Annotated in this window: 17 protein-coding genes; 11 read left to right on the top strand and 6 right to left on the bottom strand. The window is 33.4% G+C overall.

What is annotated here, in order from left to right; genetic code table 11:
- Window positions 1–6 precede the first annotated feature (6 nt).
- The 5 genes from qoxA (at window position 7) to rihC (ending at window position 5,091) form a co-directional block, all read left to right on the top strand.
- On the top strand, window positions 7–1,128 hold the full coding sequence (gene qoxA / locus CD127_RS05385) for a cytochrome aa3 quinol oxidase subunit II (protein ID WP_103366020.1): 1,122 nt from the start codon (window positions 7–9) through the stop codon (window positions 1,126–1,128).
- The gene (qoxB, locus tag CD127_RS05380; protein WP_103298760.1) at window positions 1,128–3,116 is read left to right on the top strand and encodes a cytochrome aa3 quinol oxidase subunit I; all 1,989 of its coding nucleotides are present in this window, start codon (window positions 1,128–1,130) and stop codon (window positions 3,114–3,116) included. The genes qoxA and qoxB overlap by 1 nt, the downstream gene beginning before the upstream one ends.
- Window positions 3,106–3,711, top strand: a complete 606-nt coding sequence (gene qoxC / locus CD127_RS05375; protein WP_103298759.1) for a cytochrome aa3 quinol oxidase subunit III — start codon at window positions 3,106–3,108, stop codon at window positions 3,709–3,711. Before qoxB ends, qoxC begins: the two co-directional genes overlap by 11 nt.
- Window positions 3,708–3,998 carry a cytochrome aa3 quinol oxidase subunit IV gene (qoxD, locus tag CD127_RS05370; RefSeq protein WP_103166768.1) on the top strand — a complete coding sequence of 97 codons (291 nt, stop codon included), beginning with the start codon at window positions 3,708–3,710 and terminating at the stop codon, window positions 3,996–3,998. The genes qoxC and qoxD overlap by 4 nt, the downstream gene beginning before the upstream one ends.
- A 184-nt stretch (window positions 3,999–4,182) precedes the next feature.
- Window positions 4,183–5,091: a ribonucleoside hydrolase RihC gene (rihC, locus tag CD127_RS05365; RefSeq protein WP_103366019.1), complete on the top strand. Its 909-nt coding sequence runs from the start codon at window positions 4,183–4,185 to the stop codon at window positions 5,089–5,091.
- An 81-nt stretch (window positions 5,092–5,172) separates the two neighbouring features.
- On the opposite strand, the gene CD127_RS05360 is transcribed toward rihC, so the two are convergent.
- On the bottom strand, window positions 5,173–6,348 hold the full coding sequence (locus CD127_RS05360; protein WP_103366018.1) for a serine hydrolase domain-containing protein: 1,176 nt from the start codon (window positions 6,346–6,348) through the stop codon (window positions 5,173–5,175).
- A 452-nt stretch (window positions 6,349–6,800) separates the two neighbouring features.
- Between CD127_RS05360 and CD127_RS05355 the strand changes: the two genes are divergently transcribed.
- The 4 genes from CD127_RS05355 to CD127_RS05340 all read left to right on the top strand — a co-directional run bounded on the left by CD127_RS05355 (window position 6,801) and on the right by CD127_RS05340 (window position 13,635).
- A complete protein-coding gene (locus CD127_RS05355) occupies window positions 6,801–8,048 on the top strand; it encodes an LCP family protein (protein WP_103366017.1) in 1,248 nt (415 codons plus the stop codon).
- A gap of 19 nt (window positions 8,049–8,067) precedes the next feature.
- On the top strand, window positions 8,068–8,538 hold the full coding sequence (locus CD127_RS05350) for a DUF2538 family protein (protein WP_103299058.1): 471 nt from the start codon (window positions 8,068–8,070) through the stop codon (window positions 8,536–8,538).
- 157 nt (window positions 8,539–8,695) lie between these two features.
- Window positions 8,696–9,118, top strand: a complete 423-nt coding sequence (locus tag CD127_RS05345) for a GNAT family N-acetyltransferase (protein WP_103366016.1) — start codon at window positions 8,696–8,698, stop codon at window positions 9,116–9,118.
- Between the two features lie 299 nt (window positions 9,119–9,417).
- Window positions 9,418–13,635, top strand: coding sequence for a glucosaminidase domain-containing protein (locus CD127_RS05340; RefSeq protein ID WP_103366015.1), 4,218 nt, complete (start codon window positions 9,418–9,420; stop codon window positions 13,633–13,635).
- 126 nt (window positions 13,636–13,761) lie between these two features.
- Here CD127_RS05340 and CD127_RS05335 read toward each other — a convergent pair whose 3' ends face one another.
- On the bottom strand, window positions 13,762–14,181 hold the full coding sequence (locus tag CD127_RS05335) for a MarR family transcriptional regulator (protein ID WP_103296918.1): 420 nt from the start codon (window positions 14,179–14,181) through the stop codon (window positions 13,762–13,764).
- A 153-nt stretch (window positions 14,182–14,334) separates the two neighbouring features.
- Here CD127_RS05335 and CD127_RS05330 point away from each other — a divergent pair, with 153 nt between their 5' ends.
- A complete protein-coding gene (locus CD127_RS05330; RefSeq protein WP_103366014.1) occupies window positions 14,335–15,342 on the top strand; it encodes an acyltransferase family protein in 1,008 nt (335 codons plus the stop codon).
- 131 nt (window positions 15,343–15,473) lie between these two features.
- Window positions 15,474–16,637 carry an aminotransferase class I/II-fold pyridoxal phosphate-dependent enzyme gene (locus tag CD127_RS05325; protein ID WP_103296921.1) on the top strand — a complete coding sequence of 388 codons (1,164 nt, stop codon included), beginning with the start codon at window positions 15,474–15,476 and terminating at the stop codon, window positions 16,635–16,637.
- 75 nt (window positions 16,638–16,712) lie between these two features.
- Here CD127_RS05325 and menB read toward each other — a convergent pair whose 3' ends face one another.
- Genes menB through CD127_RS05305 form a run of 4 tightly spaced genes read right to left on the bottom strand, consistent with a single transcriptional unit; the run spans window position 16,713 to window position 21,341 of the window.
- On the bottom strand, window positions 16,713–17,531 hold the full coding sequence (gene menB, locus CD127_RS05320; RefSeq protein WP_103296923.1) for a 1,4-dihydroxy-2-naphthoyl-CoA synthase: 819 nt from the start codon (window positions 17,529–17,531) through the stop codon (window positions 16,713–16,715).
- A complete protein-coding gene (gene menH / locus CD127_RS05315; protein WP_103366013.1) occupies window positions 17,524–18,327 on the bottom strand; it encodes a 2-succinyl-6-hydroxy-2,4-cyclohexadiene-1-carboxylate synthase in 804 nt (267 codons plus the stop codon). Before menH ends, menB begins: the two co-directional genes overlap by 8 nt.
- Window positions 18,314–19,984: a 2-succinyl-5-enolpyruvyl-6-hydroxy-3-cyclohexene-1-carboxylic-acid synthase gene (gene menD, locus CD127_RS05310; RefSeq protein WP_103366012.1), complete on the bottom strand. Its 1,671-nt coding sequence runs from the start codon at window positions 19,982–19,984 to the stop codon at window positions 18,314–18,316. The genes menH and menD overlap by 14 nt, the downstream gene beginning before the upstream one ends.
- Window positions 19,974–21,341, bottom strand: a complete 1,368-nt coding sequence (locus tag CD127_RS05305; protein WP_103366011.1) for an isochorismate synthase — start codon at window positions 21,339–21,341, stop codon at window positions 19,974–19,976. The genes menD and CD127_RS05305 overlap by 11 nt, the downstream gene beginning before the upstream one ends.
- Window positions 21,342–21,350: the final 9 nt, after the last annotated feature.

The raw sequence follows: 21,350 nt of genomic DNA, 5'->3' as shown, positions 1-21,350 counted from the left end.
AAAAAAGTGTCAAAATTTAAGTCTTTGCTTCTAATGTTTGGGACGCTTGTTTTACTTAGCGGGTGTTCGAACATAGAAGTATTTAATGCAAAAGGGCCAGTAGCAAGTAGTCAGAAGTTCTTGATTATTTATTCAATCATCTTCATGCTTGTTATTGTTGCTGTTGTACTTACAATGTTCGCTATTTTTATTTTCAAATATAGCTACAATAAAAATAACGAATCAGGTAAGATGCACCACAATTCTTTAATTGAAACAATTTGGTTTGTGGTACCTATCATTATCGTTATCGCTTTAGCTATTCCAACAGTTAAAACGTTATACGATTATGAAAAACCACCTGAAAGTAAAGAAGATCCAATGGTGGTCTATGCAGTAAGTGCTGGATATAAATGGTTCTTTGCTTATCCAGAACAAAAAATTGAAACAGTTAATACATTAACTATTCCAAAAAATCGTCCAGTAGTATTCAAATTACAATCTATGGACACAATGACTAGTTTCTGGATTCCTCAACTAGGTGGTCAAAAATATGCCATGACTGGCATGACAATGGATTGGACTTTAACAGCCGATCAAACTGGTACTTTCAGAGGACGTAACTCAAACTTCAATGGTGAAGGTTTTGCTCGTCAAACATTCAAAGTTCACTCTGTAGACCAAAAAGATTTCGATGCTTGGGTAAAAGATGCTAAAGGTAAGAAAACAATTAGCCAAGATGAGTTTGATAAACAAATTCTTCCAAGCACGCCTAATAAAGAATTAACATTCAATGGTACACATATGGCATTCGTTGACCCTGCAGCTGATCCAGAGTACATCTTCTATGCTTATAAACGTTACAATTACGTTCAAAAAGATCCAAACTTCGTTCCTGAAGACAAATTATATGAAGATGTAACAGATAAACCTCAGAAACCAGCTCGTAAGGTTCAAATTACTAACGCTAACTATAAGCGTCATGGTATGAAGCCAATGATTTTAGGCAACAACGATCCTTATGATAATGAATTCAAGAAAGAAGAATCTCATAATTCTGAGGAAATGGAAAAAATCAATAAAGGAGCTAAAGACGAAAATGCGTCTAAGCTTCAGCACAAAGACAATGATCATGGAGGTGAACATTAATGAATTTTCCATGGGATCAATTGCTCGTTAAAGGTAACTGGATGATTACAATGGCCCAAATTGGTGCGCCATTCTTAGTTATCGGACTTATCGCAGTAATTACTTATTTCAAATTATGGAAATATCTTTATAAAGAATGGTTCACATCCGTAGACCATAAAAAAATCGGTTTAATGTACTTAATCTGTGCGGTATTAATGTTCGTCCGTGGTGGTATTGACGCGTTATTATTACGTACTCAATTAACGATTCCAGATAACAAATTCTTAGAATCAAACCACTATAACGAAATTTTCAGTACGCACGGCGTAATCATGATTATCTTTATGGCCATGCCGTTCATTTTTGGTTTATGGAACGTAGTAGTTCCTTTACAAATTGGGGCACGAGATGTGGCATTCCCAGTTATGAATAACATTAGTTTCTGGTTATTCTTTGTTGGTATGATCTTATTCAACCTTTCATTCATCGTAGGTGGATCACCAGCAGCTGGTTGGACAAACTACGCGCCATTAGCTGGCGAATTTAGTCCAGGACCTGGAGTTAACTACTACTTAGTTGCGATTCAGATTTCGGGTATCGGTACCCTAATGACTGGTATCAACTTCTTCGTAACAATTTTAAGATGTAAAACTCCAACTATGAAATTCATGCAAATGCCAATGTTTACTGTAACAACTTTCATTACGACTTTAATCGTAATTTTAGCGTTCCCAGTATTCACAGTTGTTCTTGCATTAATGACAGCTGACCGTATATTCGGAACTCATTTCTTCACAGTAGCAGACGGCGGTATGCCAATGTTATGGGCAAACTTCTTCTGGGTATGGGGGCACCCTGAGGTATATATCGTTATCTTGCCTGCATTTGGTATTTATTCAGAAATTATTCCAACATTTGCTCGTAAACGTTTATTCGGACACCAAAGCATGGTGTGGGCAACTGCTGGTATCGCATTCTTAAGTTTCTTAGTTTGGGTTCACCATTTCTTCACAATGGGTAATGGTGCTTTAATTAACTCATTCTTCTCAATCTCAACAATGTTAATCGGTGTTCCTACCGGAGTTAAATTATTCAACTGGTTATTAACATTGTACAAAGGGCGTATTACTTTCGAGTCACCTATGTTATTCTCATTAGCCTTCATCCCTAACTTCTTATTAGGTGGGGTTACAGGTGTAATGTTAGCGATGGCATCTGCTGACTATCAATATCACAATACTTATTTCTTAGTAGCCCACTTCCATTACACATTAGTTACTGGTGTAGTATTTGCCTGCCTAGCTGGTTTAATCTTCTGGTATCCTAAGATGATGGGTTACAAATTAAATGAAAAACTTAACATGTGGTGCTTCTGGTTATTCATGATTGGATTTAACGTATGTTTCTTACCACAATTCATTCTTGGATTAGATGGTATGCCACGTCGTTTATACACTTACATGCCATCAGATGGTTGGTGGTTACTAAACGTTATTTCAACTATCGGAGCATTAATGATGGCTGTTGGCTTCCTATTCTTAGTAGCAAGCATCGTTTACAGTCATATTAAATCACCTCGCGAAGCAACTGGTGATAACTGGGATGGTTTAGGACGTACTTTAGAATGGTCAACTGCTTCAGCAATTCCACCTAAATACAACTTTGCCATTACTCCAGATTGGAATGACTACGATACATTTGTTGATATGAAAGAACATGGTCGTCACTTCTTAGATAACCATAATTACAAAGATATTCATATGCCAAACAATACTCATACTGGTTTCTTCATGGGTATCTTCATGTTAATCGGTGGTTTCTTCTTAATCTTTGATACTATTGTTCCTGCAATTATCTGCTTAGTTGGTATTTTAGGTACATTAATTTATCAAAGTTTCGTACAAGACCATGGATATCATATCCCTGCTTCTGAAGTTGCCGAGAATGAAGCTCGCTTAAGAGAAGCTCGTATTAAAGAAAGGGAGGCTGTAGGTCATGAGTCATGATACAAATACTGTTGATTCACGTACGCACGAAGGTCAATTAAATAAACTTGGCTTCTGGATTTTCCTTACAGCCGAATTCGCGTTATTCGGTACCCTGTTTGCAACGTTATTAACGTTGCAACACGGTGGCGATTACGGTGGCAAAATGACAACTGAATTATTCGAGTTACCACTCGTTTTAATCATGACATTTGCCTTATTAATCAGTTCATATACATGTGGTATTGCAATTTACTACATGCGTAAAGAGAAACAAAGCTTAATGATGTTTTGGATGATTCTTACAGTGCTTTTAGGTTTAGTATTCGTTGGATTCGAAATTTACGAGTTCAGTCACTATGCATCTGAAGGTGTAACACCTAAATTAAGTTCTTACTGGTCAAGTTTCTTCATCCTATTAGGTACTCACGGTGCCCACGTATCATTAGGTATTGGTTGGATTATTTGTTTATTAATCCAAGTTGCTACACGTGGATTAAATAAATTTAATGCTCCAAAATTATTTATCGTAAGTTTATACTGGCACTTCTTAGATGTTGTTTGGATCTTCATCTTTACTGCCGTATATATGATAGGGATGGTGTATAGCGGATGAATACAATTGTAAAACACACAGTCGGCTTTATTGCCTCAATCGTTTTAACGTTATTAGCAGTTTTCGTAACACTATACACAAACATGACATTTCAAGCTAAAACAACTATCATCTTTGGTTTTGCTTTCATTCAAGCTGCAGTTCAATTATTAATGTTCATGCACTTAACTGAAGGTAAAGATGGTCGTTTACAATCGTTCAAAGTTATCTTTGCGATTATTATCACTTTAATCACAGTTATTGGTACTTATTGGGTTATGCAAGGTGGACATTCTCACCACTTATAATTTAATAAGCGCCCTGCTTCTAAAACCTGTATTGAAACGATTTTCGTTTCATGCAGGTTTTTTTATATCTATTTTCAAACGCTTTAACTGCAAATCCCCTATTCTTTTGTATTAATAAATGCTTATCCAACTCATTAATAGTAAAATTAAAAATAAGATAATTATTATTTAGGAGGTAATTGAGATGGCATTACCTATTATCATAGATACGGATCCTGGTATAGATGATGCAGCTGCGATTAGTTTAGCCCTGTGCCACCCTAACTTTGACGTTAAGATGATTTCTACTGTTAATGGCAATGTTGACATTGAAAAGACAACTATGAATGCACTAAAACTTAAATCCTTTTTTGACAGCGATGTTGCTGTTCATAAAGGAGCTGCGAAACCTTTATTAAACGAAATAAATAGCGCGAGCCATGTTCATGGAGAGAGTGGGATGGATGGTTATGAGTTTCCAGACATTTCTTCAGAAGAACTTACTTCAACCCATTCAGTAGAAGCTATGTATAATATTTTAGTAAACGCTGAGGAACCTATTACCCTTATTGCTTTAGGTCCACTAACTAATATTGCCCTACTTTTCAATACCTATCCTGAAAGCAAAACTTATGTTAAAGAAATTATTTTGATGGGTGGAAGCACAGGCCGTGGGAATGTAACTCCCCTAGCGGAATTTAATATTTATTGTGACCCCGAAGCTGCACATATAGTATTTAACAGTGGCTTGCCTTTAACGATGATTGGCTTAGATTTAGCACGCCAAGCGTTATTTACCCACGAGTTTATTACTTCTTTTGAAAAGATGAATCAAACGAGTTCAATGCTTTATAATATATTCCAACATTATAGAGAAGATGATTTCGAAATAGGTTTAAAATTGTATGATGTTTTTACTATTTTATATCTGATGGATAGCGCGAATTATGAGGTTAAAGAAGCTGATGTTCAAATTGAGTTACAAGGTAGTTTGACGCGTGGCGCTACTGTAGTGAATTTTAAAACTGACTATCCTAATTGTAGTGTAGTCACATCTACATTTAATGATAATTATGAAAAAGTCTTTTTAGATATGCTTAAAGAATGTAAATAATATTTTGCACATAAAGATAACGCTGTATTGTTAGAGTGAATAATTAGTATTCATTCTAAATCAATACAGCGTTGTTGCTTTTTAGTAACTGTAATATGATGTTTGATTTAATAATCTATCATAAATATGGGAGATTTTATTTTCATTTGAAACTTTGTTCTCATTTGCAATATTAGTTCCCATTACAACCGTGTAACGTTGGTTAAAGTACACAGTGAATATTTGTCCGAAAAATACCCCATTAATACGATCACGTTGTGGACTAACGTAAAAACCATAACGATACGATTCTGGATACATTGTGCTTCCCATTTGTTGTAATAAAGGCGTTGTTGTAGATTCATTAAATATTTTATTTTGTTGCAAGTTCTGAACTAACTGTGCCATGTCATACGTTGTCATAAATAAATTACCTGCACCATAGTACTGGTCTAAAATATTTGGATGCATCGTTTTAAGCTTATTGTTGATAATCTTGTAGCCAGTAGCCATATATTTTTGGTAAGGTTTTTCATTGAAAAATGCACTATTCTCTAAACCATTTGGCTTAGCAATGTCTTCATAATAATTTTCAACATATGACTTATGTGTAACTTTTTCAATTACTTGTGCTAAAACTAAATAGTTTGCATCATTATATAAATGTTTATGATAAAACTTATTATCAATGCCTCTTTGTTGAATCATGTGCACTGCACTATCTAAACTTTTAGACTTTGGAGAAGCCTCAAATTTATACAACCCACTTCTATGTAACATTAAATCTTTTAAAGTAATCGTCTTAGAAGTTTTAAACCATGGAAGGTATTTAGTTACTGGATCATTAATATTGATTTTATTTTCTAATTCTAATTTTTTTAATATTAAGCCTGTAGTAAATTTTTGAGCTGAACCAATTAAATACATTGTATCTGGTGTGTTTTTAACACCTTTTTTAATATTACGGTAGCCATAGCCTTTGTTTAAGACTAATTTCCCACGATCAAGGATTGTGATTGAGCCGTTAAATTGTACATCGTTTAAATATGTATCAATGTTTTTCATATTAATATCGTTCGCTTCAACCGTTTTTAAATGCTGAATTTTCTTTGGCTCTTTATCTCTATTTAAAAGATACATTTTATTATCATTTTCTTTATTATATTCGCTTTGTTTTTGTCTAGCGCTGATTAGTTTCATTGAGAAAATGATAATCAATAAAACTAGCACACATAATACTACTGTAAAAAATACTGCTTTAATTTTATTTGTCTTCATCTGTTGCCTCTTTATAATTAAACGGATATCGCTATAATAAAATTAAGTTATCCATTTAATTTATATTCACTTATTATTTTATATTATATATTATGCTATAAAAGAATTCATCTTTAACTTATCATACTCTTTTTCTAAAAAAGTACATCATCCTTTAGCCCGATAAAGTAAAATATATTTTCATTTAAATAAGCTTAAGTGGAAATAATAATTTAACTTCTATCCATTTATTTGTTACAAAATTTAAGTTGTAATTTCACCCAAAGAGTAATACAATTTATGGTTATGAGAGTTAAAGATTATTTAAAAATTTAAGCAATTTAAGTCATCTTAGTGAAAAATATATTATTTTAAATAAAAATAGGAAATATAACCTCTATAAATAAGATAATAGTTTATAATTTCTTAATTTAACTGATAACTATTAAAAATTTAGTATAGGAGCAAAAGTTATGAACCGATTTTTAAAATACTTTATGATGTTATTGACTTTAGTTCTTATAGTGGTTCCTGCAATTTTTATTATCAATTTATATCATAGTTCTGAAGATGCTATGAAAGATTCTTATAGCAAAGACGATGCCAATCGAGAATCAAACTTAAGAAAAGGAAAAGTTGACCCATCTAAAGATGCTGTTTCAATTTTATTTTTAGGTATTGATGATAATGAAGGCCGTAGAAAAAATGGTCAAACTACAGAACACTCAAGAACAGATTCAATGATCCTTTCAACCCTTAGTCCTCAAAAACATCAAATTAGATTACTAAGTATCCCCCGTGATACAATTAGTTATATTCCTAAGGTCGGCTATTACGATAAAATCACCCATGCTCATGCTTATGGTGGTCCGATAGCTGCAATGGATTCTGTAGAAGCAACATTAAACGTACCAGTTGACTACTACGTTCGAATTAATATGGATGCATTTGTTCAAGCAGTTGATGAGCTTGGTGGCATTTATTATGATGTACCTTATGATTTAAATGAACCTAACACAGATGACACTGGTAGAATTAAAATCAAAAAAGGCTACCAAAAACTTAATGGCGATGAAGCGTTAGCTGTAGCAAGAACGCGCCATCATGATTCTGATCTTAAACGTGGCGAACGCCAAATGGATTTAATTAAACTTCTTTTCCAAAAAGCAAAAGATTTAAATTCATATAGTAAATTAGATGAATTAGTTCAAATCGTGGGTAAAAATGCGAAACATAATTTAACATCTCAAGAAATCAAAAGTCTCGCTTCTATGTATTTATCTGATGATATAGACTTTAAAAAGTCTCAACTTAAAGGTAAAGATGATTACTTAGATGGTATCTATTACTATAATCCAAGCGTGGATAGTATCGCCAAATATTCAAATTTATTGCGTTCAGATTTAGGACTATCTAAAATAACAGATAAGAAAGAGTTTTTAGATGAACGTGTTATTAAGCATTATGGCTCATTAGTTCCATTAACACCATTAGATCAGTCTTTATTAAAAGATAATCAAAAAGATACAACTTCAAAAGATAAAAATAATAACGCAACAGATAATAATACGGAAGATACTAATTCTTACAATAATGAACAAAACAATACAAATGACGATACCAACCAATCGTCTTCAAATGATAACAACTCAGACGCTACGTATATTCCAGATCAATCTAATGAATTAGATAATAATAATCAAAACAATCAGTTATATTAAGTTGAAAGGAGCACGTACAATGTCACGTAAAACATATGAAAAAGTTGCCAATATCAACGGGATGTTCAATGTTTTAGAACAACAAATCATTCATAGTAAAGATATGGCGTTATTTAGAAATGAATTCTTCTACGTTAATCATGAACATCGTGAGAATTATGAAGCTTTATTATTGTATTATGGTAATACGTCAGAGAACCCTGTTGTAAATGGTGCTTGCTATATCGTAGCTCTTCCAGAAATTTTCAATAAAGTAGATGTATTTGAATCAGAGCTACCATTTTCTTGGGTTTACAATGAGAATGGCATTACAGAAACAATGCAAAATATCAGCATACCGCTTCAATATTTAATTGCAGCGGCGTTAGAAGTTACTGATGTCAACTTATTTAAACCTTCTGGCTTTACTATGGGAATGAACAACTGGAATATTGCGCAACTTAGAATTTTTTGGCAATACTGTGCCATCGTGCGTCAAGAAGCTCTTTAATCATAAACATTTATGCAATGAGCGGGCCGAGGAAATCTATTTAATTACTATTGATTTCTGGTCCGCTCTATTTTTATATCATTATCTAATATAGAATAACCCTATATTTATATTCATCTTGACTAATACTAATTTTTTAAAAAAGGAGAACTAAACAATGTTTGAAATTGTAAAAAATAAAGATATGTTATCAGCCTGCTTTGCAATTAGAAAAGAAGTATTTGTGAAAGAACAAGGAGTGCCTCTTGAAAACGAACTCGATGAATTTGAAGAACAATCTACTCACATTATTGGGTACGATCAAGATCACCAACCATTTGCTTGTGCACGGTTTCGACCTTTTGAAGATGTTGTTAAAATAGAACGTGTGGCCATCTTAAAAGAATATCGTAAATATGGCTATGGGCATGCTTTAATGACTGCTACAGAGCGCTTTGCTAAAGAACAAGGACATCAGCGTCTTGTTTTAAATGCTCAAACACAAGCCCAAGGTTTTTACGAAAAATTAGGTTACACCCCTACAGGTGAGATATTTTTAGAGGAAAATATTGAACATATTAAAATGTATAAAAATATCTAATCCTTAATTCTACTTACACTAGTAAGCAATTAAATTTATCTCTATCGTTTAACTAAACATATAAATACCAATGTAAAATAAATATTTTTCTAAAAATAATTGATATTTAAAATGTTTAGTATTTTATTCTTAGCTTTTTAGCCACCGTTAGTATAATTATTTTTTGTTAAAAAATAAAAAGAAAAATTAAAGTTAGTTTACAATATAGTTAAATTAATTATTAACAAACGAATAATTATTATAATGGTGGAGTAGTAAAAATTATACGAAGTATAAAGAAATTTGTGAGGAGTAAAAAAATGACAAAAAAATTCAACCTTAAATTGCCTTCAATGATTGCAATTACCCTATTTGGTGCTGCATTTACATCACACCAAGCTCATGCAGCTGAAAACAATCAAACTAATGCTGACGCTAAAAATGTAGTTGACGATCAACATCAATTAAAAGGTGCTACACAAGCGAAACAACAAGTAACACAGTCAACTCAAAATATTTCTGGCGTTCAAGCTTATCACAATCCATCTGAAGTAAAAGCTAACACTTCTTCTAATGTTCGTACATATGATGCTAACTTAGATAATTTACATAATTCAAATAGCCAATCTAAGGCTCAAAACAATACTAGTGTTGCATATTCAAGCAATACAAATGTGAACAAAGCAGCTACAAACAATAATGTTGCAACTAATAATACTACAACTAATAAAACAAGTAGTGCACAAGCATCAAACGCTACTCAAGCAAATAACGCTCAACAATCAAATACAACAAATTCAAATAATAATACACAAACTGCATCACAACAGAAAAATCAAGTCGTATCTAATCAACAAAACTTAAATAGTAATCAAAACGTGACGACACAAAATAGTAATGCATCACAATCTAATAAAGCAGCTACAACTCAAAATAGTAATAGCAACAAACAACAATCAGCTGTTGCTAATACGAATCAAAATACTCAAAAACAAGATGTCTCAAAAGCTAACACAGCTACACAAGCACAACCTAAAGCTCAAACATCTACAACATTAAATTCAAATAATAGTGTCAACAAGACTCAAAACAGCACACAAACAACTAATGTTCAAAAAGCAAATACTAATTCAGCAGTAAATGCGAAAAACACAACTGCTACACAAAATAATGAACAACTTAAGACTCAAAACGACACAACTAAAACAAGTAAAGCATCAGCTCAAAATAACACAGCATCAACACAAACTAAACAAACTAACCCTACAACTAACGCACAAACACAAAATAAAACAAATAAAAACGTAACAACTTATGCTCAACCAACAACTGGTGATTCAGCTGTTAAATCTGTAGGTGGTAAAGGTGGCCCTGCTACTAACGTTCGTGCTGTAAAACGTTATGCGACTACTTCATCATTACCTAAATATAAACCACAAGTGAGTTCATCAATTAACAATTATATTCGTTCTCACAATTTCCAAGCGCCAAGAATTGAAGAAGATTATACATCTTATTTTCCTCAATATGGCTATCGTAACGGTGTAGGTAAACCTGAAGGAATTGTTGTCCATGATACTGCTAACGATAACTCTACTATCGAAGGCGAAATCAATTATATGAAGAATAACTATCAAAACGCTTTTGTACATGCTTTTGTTGATGGTGATCGTATCATTGAAACAGCACCAACAGATTACTTATCTTGGGGCGCAGGTCCGCAAGGTAACGAACGTTACATCAACGTTGAAATCGTGCATACTCATGACTATGATTCATTCGCACGCTCAATGAATAACTATGCGGATTATGCCGCTACTCAATTACAATACTATGATTTACAACCAGATAGTGCCGAGTATGATGGTCAAGGTACAGTATGGACACATTACGCTGTTAGTCGTTACTTAGGTGGCTCTGACCATTCAGATCCACATGCTTACTTCCAAGCACATAACTATAGCTATGATGAATTATACGATTTAATTAATGAAAAATATTTAATTAAAACTGGACAAGTAGCACCTTGGGGCACAACATCAAGTAATACTTCAAATAACAATTCAGGTACTAATAACAACAATAGTAGTAAAGGAAATAACAGTTCAAACACTGCTAAAAATGACAAGTTAACTGTTAAACCAACTACTGGCTTAGCTCAAATCAATACGGATAATAGTGGTGTTTACACTACTGTTTACGATGATAAAGGAAAAGCTACTGACCAAGTTCATAATACATTATCAGTTACTAAATCAGCTCAATTAGGTTCAGACAAATATTACTTGCTTTCTGATTATAATAGTGGCAAAACATACGGCTGGGTTAAACAAAACGAAACAACTTACAATACTGTTAAATCTCCAGTAAAAGTTAACCAATCTTATACTATTAAACCTGGTTCAACGTTATATACAGTACCTTGGGGTAATTACAATCAAAAAGCAGGCACTGTTTCTAAATCAAATACTGCACCATTTAAAGCAACTAAATCTCAACAAGTAGGCACAGCTACTTATTTATATGGTTCAGTTAACGGACAAAATGGTTGGGTAAGTCAATATTACTTAAGCCCATATTCAGCACCTAAAGCAAATGTAATGAAAGTTTCAGACTTAAAAAATACCCTTGGTCAAGTTTCAACTAAGAGTAAAGGTGCATATACAACAGTTTACGATAAGGCTGCTAAAGCAAATCCTGAACTTAACGGTAATACGTATCGTATCACTAAAAAAGCTAATTTAAATAATCAAGATTTTTACTTAATTTCTGATTACAATAGTGGTCAATTGCGTGGATGGGTCCCATCATCAGATATTTCTGTGAAGACAGCTACACCTACTAAAACAGATGTCACTTCTTATAAATTAAATAAGAATGCAAATGTGTATAGTACGCCTTGGGGCAGCAAAAACCAAATCAAAACGACTACTACTAAAAGCAATCAAGAACTAAGATCAATCGATACAGTTCAAATTGGTAAAGATAAGTACCTTCATGGTGTAGTTAATAATGTATGGGGCTGGGTTAATGCCAATGATGTGGTTAAACCTCGTATCAATGCTAAATTTGCTGCAGCTGCTAAACCTGCTACAGCTACTAAATCTGCTACAGCTACTAAATCTGCTACAACACAAACGGTATCTGGTATGGCACAAGTGAATGCTAAAAATGAGGGTATCCGTGCTACTGTTTATGATAAAAACGGTAAAAATGCAGCGAAATACGCTAATAAAACTTATAAAGTAACTAAAGAAAGAACAATAGATGATAACACTTATGTTCTATTACAAAATCCAACTCAAAATACACCTTTAGGTTGGTTCAACGTTAAAGACTTAAATGTTCAATCATTAAGTAATGAACAAAAAGTTTCTGGTACTTATACTGTTAATAAAGCAAATAACGGACTTTATTCAGTAGCTTGGGGTACACCACAACAACGTTTAGATAATAAAAATTTAGCGAACCAAACATTCAAAGTTTCAAAAGCTGCTACTATTGGCAATACAACTTATTACTACGGCACAGTAAATGGTAAAACAGGTTGGATCGCGCAAAATGATTTAACAGCTAACACTACTGTTGATAATGCTGAAAATTATAACGATGATTTAATTATTGATAGTGCAAATAGCTTTTACTATGACTCACCTTCTTCAGCGAAAGCTTATGCTTTGAAACCGTATAATGAACAACCTTTCCATGTGACTAAGCGTAAAGTCGTTAATGGCAAAACTTGGTACTATGGTAAATTAAGTAACGGTAAATATGTATGGATTAAAGATACAGATTTAAAAAAACAATTAGTTAAAAGTTCAAAATCATATCAAACATTAAACCAAGCTGTGGCGAAACAACAAAATGCTTATGGTGCAAAACCACAAGTTCAACGTAATGGATATGGATGGTCAAATGCTTCAGCTAGTGAAATTAAAAATGCAATGAATCCTGAAACTTTATCTAAAGATAATACACTTAAATATCAATTCTTACGTTTAGATCGTCCACAAAACTTATCAGTAGCAAGCATGAATACGTTACTTAAAGGTAAAGGCGTGCTTGAAAATCAAGGTCAAGCATTTAGTGACGCAGCTAAAGCAGCAGGAATTAATGAAATTTACTTAATTGCTCATGCTTTACTTGAAACTGGAAATGGTCAATCACAATTAGCTAAAGGTGCCGATGTAGTGAATAATAAAGTGACTACTAAAAATGCGAACAAATACTATAATGTATTTGGTATTGCAGCTTATGATAGTAACCCTATTGCAAGTGCTGTTAATTATGCTAAAAATGCTGGATGGAACTCAGTATCTAAAGCTATCATCGGTGGTGCTAAGTTCATCGGTCAAGATTATATTAAAGCTGGTCAAAATACTCTTTACAAAATGCGTTGGAACCCTGATCACCCAGGTACACACCAATATGCAACTGATATCAATTGGGCAAACCTTAACGCTGAAATTTTAAAATCGTTTTACGATAAAATCAAAACAGTAGGTAAATATTTCGAAATCACAAGTTATATTAAATAATAACTTAAATTAAAAATATAAGAGGTGCGTTATCAAAGCGTAACGCACCTCTTATACTTTTCTCTGTATTAAAATAACCCTATGCCATCACACGTTTAATCAAGCGAGATGACATAGGGTTTCATTTTAAAAATATATATGACGACTATTTAATTTATTCAATAATGAGTTTAAATTTTCAATTTCTTTTTTGGATAAACATTGGCATCGTGCTTCAATTAATTCACATCTTGCAGTATTAATTTGCTTAATTAAATCACGTGCTTCTTCTGTTAAACATAATTCTTTACAACGTAAATCCTCATGTGATTGTTGGCTTGTAATATAGCCTTTATAAACCAATTTCTTAATCCATCGTGAAACAATGGATTGTTCTCTACTAATCTTCATAGTTAAATCGTATTGAGATAAGCGATCATAATTATATAATATTCTCAATAATTCTAACTGGTCATTAGTAATGTCTGTCCGTTGTCCAAAGCGTCTATTTACTAAATTAAGATCATTATTCGTTAATGTGATAAGTTTTTCTAGTTGATTGTACATAGCTGTTCTACTCCACTTTTGTAATTGTTACTATTATAAAATTTATTCTATCATTATACAATACTATTCAACAAATTGACTAAATTTGTTGCATTATTATATTATTTTATACTAAGTTATATACAGTTAGCATTTAATAAAGGAGCACATCGTATGACTATAAATAAAGATAGAGACTATTTTTTCGATAATGCACGTGCCATACTAATATTTTTAGTCGTATTAGGTCATATGATTCAGCCTTATACTTCTGAGAGTAAATATATGTTAGCTTTGTATCTTGTGATTTATAGTTTCCATATGCCAACCTTTTTATTTATCTCAGGATACTTCGCAAAGCATTTAGATAAACCCAATTATTTAGAGAATGTCGCTAAAAAATTGCTTGCACCTTACGCTATTTTTTATGCATTTTTTTCAATTTATTATTTTATAACTGGAAAAAGTGATGCCATACAAATGGATCCATTCAATCCTGTATTTGCTTTATGGTTCCTACTAACACTATTTTTTTTCCATGTTATTTTAGTTATTATTCGTCGTTATAATCCAATGATCGTCTTGCCTATTGCTATTATTGTTTCAGTTTTAGCAGGCTTTTCAGATAATGTGGGCGGCTATTTAAGCGTTTCACGCACTATAGTGTTCTTCCCTGTTTTCTATATTGGTTATTTAATGACGAAATCTCAGACCCAAATTTTCAGAAATAAGAAATTAAGCATTGTATCAATATGCATTCTTATCGCTTTCTTTATCGGTTACTATATTCACCCCATTAACGGAGATTGGCTATTAGGCAGCAGTCCCTATACCTCTCTCGAGAATCATAATCAAAGTGTTTATAGTCCCTTGAAACGATTAATGCATTACGTCATTATCTTTGTAACAATGTTTGCATTTCTTAATTTAATGAGCAATCATCAACGTTTTTATACTTATATTGGGCCACGTACGATGTATGTCTATCTATTGCATGGACTCGTGATTGGCGTAGTAAGAGGATTCAAGCTATATCCATTTTACGATTCTATTTCACTATTGACCTATATTTATTTAATCGGGACTTCAATGTTGATTGTCTACATTCTTTCAAGTAATTTTGTTTGTAAATGGACCAATCCTGTCATTAATCTTAAGAAACCGTCCCAATTTAAGCTTTAATTTTTGAAAATGAAAAACAACACACGGATACCAAATTATAGTATTAAAATATGTTATTATTAGATTATTCTAAAAAATCTATAGTGACATATAAGATGACTATAGTTTGGTATTTTTTTGAGGTGTAAAACATGAAATTATCATTAAATTCAAATTCTAAATTTTTAAGAGCACCAAGTATTCGCCAATTCTCTAATCGTATGAAACATATTGATGATTGTGTCAATTTAACGATTGGTCAGCCCGATTTCCCAATGCCAGATGTGGTTAAAGAAGCGTATATTAATGCGATTAAAGAAGATAAAACAAGTTATTCCCACAACAAAGGATTGACTGAAACGCGCCAAGCTATTAGCCAATATTTTAACAATAAATATGGCTTTTATTATAGTGAAGAAGAAATTATTGTAACAAATGGTGCAAGTGAAGCATTAGATACCTCTTTACGTAGCATTATTGAACCGGGCGATGAAATCCTTATCCCTGGTCCTATTTATGCAGGTTATATCCCCTTAGTAGAAACACTGGGCGGACAACCTGTATATATTGATACAACACAATCTCATTTTAAAGTCACACCTGAGTTAATCGCTCAACATATTACAGATAGAACGAAAGCAATTCTACTTAACTACCCTACTAATCCTACCGGTGTCATTCTAGAACGTCATGAAGTAGAAGCTTTGGTAGATTATTTAAAAACGAAAGAAATCTTCATTATTAGTGATGAAATTTATGCTGAAAATACATTTAAAGGTCAACATACATCTTTTGCAGAATATGAAGTGATTCGTGATCAATTATTATTAATTGGTGGTTTGAGTAAATCGCATTCAGCTACGGGTATTCGTATCGGCTTTTTATTAGGTCCTGAATATCTTATTGAAAAGTTAACCTTCATGCATGCATATAATTGTATTTGCGCTAACGTACCTGCACAAATTGCGTGTATCACCGCATTAAATGAAGGCTTAGATGCGCCAAAATATATGAATGAAGCGTATATTGAACGTCGCGATTATTTAAAAAATAAACTTGTAGAATTAGGTTTTGAACTTGAAGGCCAGCCAGAAGGTGCGTTTTATATTTTCCCAAGTATAAAGAAATATACAGAAGAAGACTTTGATTTTTGTGTCAAAGTGTTAGAAGAAGCTCATGTAGCTATCGTGCCTGGCTCATCTTTTACTGATATTGGTAAAGGCTATGTGCGTATCTCCTACGCCTATGAAATGAGCGTCTTAAAAGAAGGTATGCGTCGTTTAGAAGCATTTTTAAAACAGAATTATGGTTTATAATTAAAAAGGACACATAATGAGATTTATCTACATCTCACTATGTGTCCTCGTTTTTTCCTAACCTATTAAAATCTATTATGGGAATTTAGGGAATTGATCGAAGTCTGGGTCACGTTTTTCTTTAAACGCGTCACGGCCTTCTTTTGCTTCATCAGTTGTGTAGTACAATAATGTAGCGTCTCCAGCCATTTGTTGTAAACCAGCTAAACCATCAGTGTCTGCATTCATAGCTGCTTTTAAGAAACGTAAAGCAGTTGGTGAATGTTTCATAATTTCTTTACACCATTTAACTGTTTCATCTTCTACTTCGTCTAAAGGTACTACTGTATTTACTAAGCCCATATCTAATGCTTCTTGTGCATTATATTGACGGCATAAGTACCAAATTTCACGTGCTTTTTTATGACCAACGATTCTAGCTAAGTAACCTGAACCATAACCTGCATCGAATGAACCTACTTTAGGACCTGTTTGTCCGAAGATAGCATTGTCAGCAGCAATTGTTAAGTCACATACTACGTTTAAGACGTTACCGCCACCAATTGCATAACCTCTAACCATAGCGATAACTGGTTTAGGAATAACACGGATTAAACGTTGTAAGTCTAATACGTTTAAACGAGGAATTTGGTCTTCGCCTACATAGCCACCATGTCCACGTTTCTTTTGATCTCCGCCTGAACAAAATGCTTTGTCGCCTTCACCAGTTAAGATGATGACAGATACATTTTGGTCATCGCGTGCACGTGTAAATGCATCAATCATTTCAGCAACTGTTTTAGGTGTGAATGCATTACGCACCTCTGGACGATTAATTGTTACTTTTGCAATTCCTTCGAAAAATTCATATTTAATTTCATCATATTCTCTTAGTGTTTCCCACTGTCTAGTCATTTTGCTCCTCCTTTAAAAAACCTAATACTATTGTATCAAATTCCGTCTCATCTTCCACATGAATTGTATGGCCTACTTCGTTGAAGATATGAACTTGACTATGATTCATTTTATCAGCCATAGCATGCGCAGTTTTCACGAATTTTTTATCTAATTCTCCTGCTAAAATGAAGCACGGTATTTGAATATCTTTTACTTTATTCCATAAATTCGGCATATGTCCTGTGCCATAATCTCGTAACGCTTTCGCTAATTTATGAGGGTCTTGGGACATACGCATGTCACGAATCGCTTTACGCTTCTCTTTATCTAAATCATATTGTGTATAAAATAGCGGTAATTTTTCCCAATCATTCACAAAGATTTCCAAACCAGCTATATCAAGGACCTTACCTCGTGCAGCATCGATTTGTTGACGTTCAAGACGGTCGTCTTCATTGTCGATACCTGGCGATGTACTCTCTAATATTAAACTTTTCAAAGTATGGTTACCGTGTAACGCATAATATAACGCCACACGTCCGCCCATAGAATAGCCTAGTAAATGTAATGTATACGCATTGAATTGGTCTAAAACCTCATCTAATTGTTTAGCAAGATACGGGAAGTCCCACGTTACCTTCATTGACGAGTCATCTTGGCCGTGGCCTGGTAAATCAATCGTTAATACGTTCACTTCTTGTAATAACGCTGGGAGATGTTGGCTATACGTACGACTATCACTAATAAATCCATGCAATAATATTAATAATTGAGACGTTTCTTTCTCTGCTTTATGAAAATTATAATGTAACATTTAGAATATCACTCAATTTCTTATATAAGATTTGATGTTGTTCAAGGTTATCTTGACGGTCCGTCATAATTTCATAAATGTGTGAACTCATATGCGATAACTTTTCCTGAGAAAAATCAGTAATCGTGTTAAAACGCTTGAATGTGAAATCATAAAGTAATGCTGTGTATTCAAAATTCAAGCCTGTTGGTGTGCCAAATAAACGTTCAAAGTAAGCATCGGCAGACGATTTCTGTGGTAAATAAGAGAAAATGCCTCCACCATCGTTATTTAATAACACAATATTTAAATGAATATTATTCAATTTCGCCATTAATAAACCATTCATATCATGATAAAAAGCTAAATCGCCAATTAATAACGTGATATTTTTATGAACAGCCATACCAATAGCAGTCGACACTACGCCGTCAATCCCATTAGCGCCACGGTTCGCATACACTTCAACTTCACTATCAAATAATAAATTATCGACGTCACGCACAGGCATACTATTACTAACAAATAGTGCATCATCTTTCGTCAATTTATTAATTACTGCATTTACATAAGCCGCTTCATCTGTAGCTTGTTCGGCATGTTTAGTAATCATTGCGCGAGATTGCGTTTCAAGTGTTTGCCACATTTCTATCCAAGATTTGCGATTAACTGTCGATTCTTCCACTAAATTTCTGAAGAAGTCATTCGCTGAAATTTCATAAGAAATACTTGGTGGTGTTGGGAAAACATCAATTTTATCATTATTTTGTACAAGAATTTGAAATGCATTGGTGCATTTCAGCCATTGATTTAACTTTTTAGAAATAACGGGTTTACCGACACGAATAATAAAATCAACATCTAAATCTAATCCTGCACGATACAATAAATCATACGTTGTAATCACATTAGGATGATTATATTTACGTAATTGACTTAATGGATCAGCTAGTATCGGTAAATCGTGTATCGTCGCATATGTAAGAATTTGATCTACCGCTTGATGTTGCATATCCCCTACTATAATAAGGCCTTTTGGTTGTTTTAAAATGTCTCGAATGTCTTGCACATTAATATTTTTTTGATAATGTGGCAACGTTTTATGATACGAAGTAAGCCATTCTACCTTTTCAAGGTCAGGCGTCAACGGCTCTCTAAACGGCAAGTTGAAATGAATAGGTCCACGATGCGGGCCATATAAATATTGACTTGCGATTTGCATTTGATAATAAATCGTATCTAACATTTGCTCACTGCCATCTGCTACCGGCATATCAAATTGGAAATTCACATAGTTCTCAAACATGTTCACTTGATTAATCGCTTGAGGTGCCCCTACACTTCTTAATTCATGTGGGCGGTCACTCGTTAATACAATTAATGGAATGCGACTAATTTGGCTTTCTGCAATAGCTGGCGTGTAATTTGCCGCTGCAGTACCTGATGTACATAATATCGCTACCGGTCTTTCGCTTCCTTTTATTAAACCTAAAGCAAAAAAGGCGGCGCTACGTTCATCAGGATGAATCCAAGTCTTAATGTTTGGATGCGCTTCAAAGGCAATCGCTAATGGCGTTGAGCGAGATCCAGGACTAATCACTACTTCTCGCACGCCATAAGCATAGAGCTCTGAGGCGAAAGTATATACTTGTTTCGTTAATGCTTCATTATGATTCATTCTTATCCACTACTCCTAAAGCATTCATCATTGGTGAGAATTTAACTGCTGTTTCAGCTAATTCACTTTCAGGATCAGAATCCTTAACTATGCCACAACCGGCAAATAAAGTCGTTTGTTTCTCTTTAATTAACATCGAGCGTATAGCAACGATAAATTCACAATCATCATCCATATCGATATAGCCTACCGGTGCGCCGTACAGACCACGCGTACCAAATTCATTCTCTTCAATAAATTTAAGCGCTTCATCTTTTGGATAACCGCCTAAAGCAGGCGTTGGATGTAATTCGTCAATTAAACCAATATATGAATTACTTTTTAATTTACCTTTAATTTCAGTATATAGATGATACATATGATCATTTTTTAATATATTAGGTGTTTGATTGTACTCTACATCATCTACAAATGGCTCAATATCATGTAGGATGCTTCTTACTACAAATCGATGTTCACCTAAGTTCTTTTTATCTTCTAAGAAAGCTTTCACATTTTGTTTATCGACATCTTCATTATGCGTGCGTTTAATTGTACCCGCTACAGCCTTAGTTGATAATACACCTTCATCTACTTTTAATAATTGTTCAGGCGTTTGTGAAAAGAAGACCGATTGATTTGATTCTAATATGAAAATGTAACTATTTTTCTCATTTTCAAGTGCGCGTTTTAAAACATAAGGAATGCTAATGGTTTTATCGAATTTAATTAAACGACGACGCGCTAAGACAATCTTTTTGTCTTCATCTAATTGAGCAATTGCATCGCTTACTAATTCTTGCCATTCATCTTTATAAATGTCTTCCATACGCGTGATATTGCCCATTGCATCATTCACATCTGGTTCATGAACTTCAGCATTCTCGAAGTAATCAATAATCTCTTTAAATTGCGCCATATCGAAGTTTTCTCTTTCGACGGTATACGTTAACAAGGTTTGATTATCAACATTAGAAATAAGGACTTTCGGCACAACAAAATGATTAATGCCATATTCACGCCATTCATCATCAGATTTATGACTTGAGAATTGGAAGCCTCCCACTACTTTTAAGTGGTGTTTAGAAGTCTCAAGATGTATCAGTTCCACATCTTTTTTAAACTTTTCCCATTCACGAAAAATGGACTGTTTATTTTCAAAGTTATTTTTAAATCTTTGAACTGCATGATAGCCGAAAAACGAAGACTGATTATCATTTAAACGTAGATAAAAGCGATCACCTGCTTGGTCTTCAGTTAATTGAAATAAAGCAGTTGGTGGTAATGTTCTATTTAAAATTACTTCCACAGAAATCCAATTTTTATTGCTTTCGTAAATTGATTCAATAATTTCGTCTTCTTTTAAATTCGCAGCCATTCATTTCAC

Source organism: Staphylococcus petrasii (assembly GCF_002902565.1).
Classification (GTDB): Bacteria; Bacillota; Bacilli; order Staphylococcales; family Staphylococcaceae; genus Staphylococcus; species Staphylococcus petrasii.
Note: the sequence above shows the minus strand (reverse complement) of the source record. Positions and strands in the feature narration are given on the sequence as shown.

Coding starts and splice junctions, on each gene's coding strand:
- qoxB (WP_103298760.1), top strand. CDS start 1,128: ATGAATTTTCCATGGGATCAATTGCTCGTTAAAGGTAACTGGATGATT.
- qoxC (WP_103298759.1), top strand. CDS start 3,106: ATGAGTCATGATACAAATACTGTTGATTCACGTACGCACGAAGGTCAA.
- qoxD (WP_103166768.1), top strand. CDS start 3,708: ATGAATACAATTGTAAAACACACAGTCGGCTTTATTGCCTCAATCGTT.
- rihC (WP_103366019.1), top strand. CDS start 4,183: ATGGCATTACCTATTATCATAGATACGGATCCTGGTATAGATGATGCA.
- CD127_RS05360 (WP_103366018.1), bottom strand. CDS start 6,348: ATGAAGACAAATAAAATTAAAGCAGTATTTTTTACAGTAGTATTATGT.
- CD127_RS05355 (WP_103366017.1), top strand. CDS start 6,801: ATGAACCGATTTTTAAAATACTTTATGATGTTATTGACTTTAGTTCTT.
- CD127_RS05350 (WP_103299058.1), top strand. CDS start 8,068: ATGTCACGTAAAACATATGAAAAAGTTGCCAATATCAACGGGATGTTC.
- CD127_RS05345 (WP_103366016.1), top strand. CDS start 8,696: ATGTTTGAAATTGTAAAAAATAAAGATATGTTATCAGCCTGCTTTGCA.
- CD127_RS05340 (WP_103366015.1), top strand. CDS start 9,418: ATGACAAAAAAATTCAACCTTAAATTGCCTTCAATGATTGCAATTACC.
- CD127_RS05335 (WP_103296918.1), bottom strand. CDS start 14,181: ATGTACAATCAACTAGAAAAACTTATCACATTAACGAATAATGATCTT.
- CD127_RS05330 (WP_103366014.1), top strand. CDS start 14,335: ATGACTATAAATAAAGATAGAGACTATTTTTTCGATAATGCACGTGCC.
- CD127_RS05325 (WP_103296921.1), top strand. CDS start 15,474: ATGAAATTATCATTAAATTCAAATTCTAAATTTTTAAGAGCACCAAGT.
- menB (WP_103296923.1), bottom strand. CDS start 17,531: ATGACTAGACAGTGGGAAACACTAAGAGAATATGATGAAATTAAATAT.
- menH (WP_103366013.1), bottom strand. CDS start 18,327: ATGTTACATTATAATTTTCATAAAGCAGAGAAAGAAACGTCTCAATTA.
- menD (WP_103366012.1), bottom strand. CDS start 19,984: ATGAATCATAATGAAGCATTAACGAAACAAGTATATACTTTCGCCTCA.
- CD127_RS05305 (WP_103366011.1), bottom strand. CDS start 21,341: ATGGCTGCGAATTTAAAAGAAGACGAAATTATTGAATCAATTTACGAA.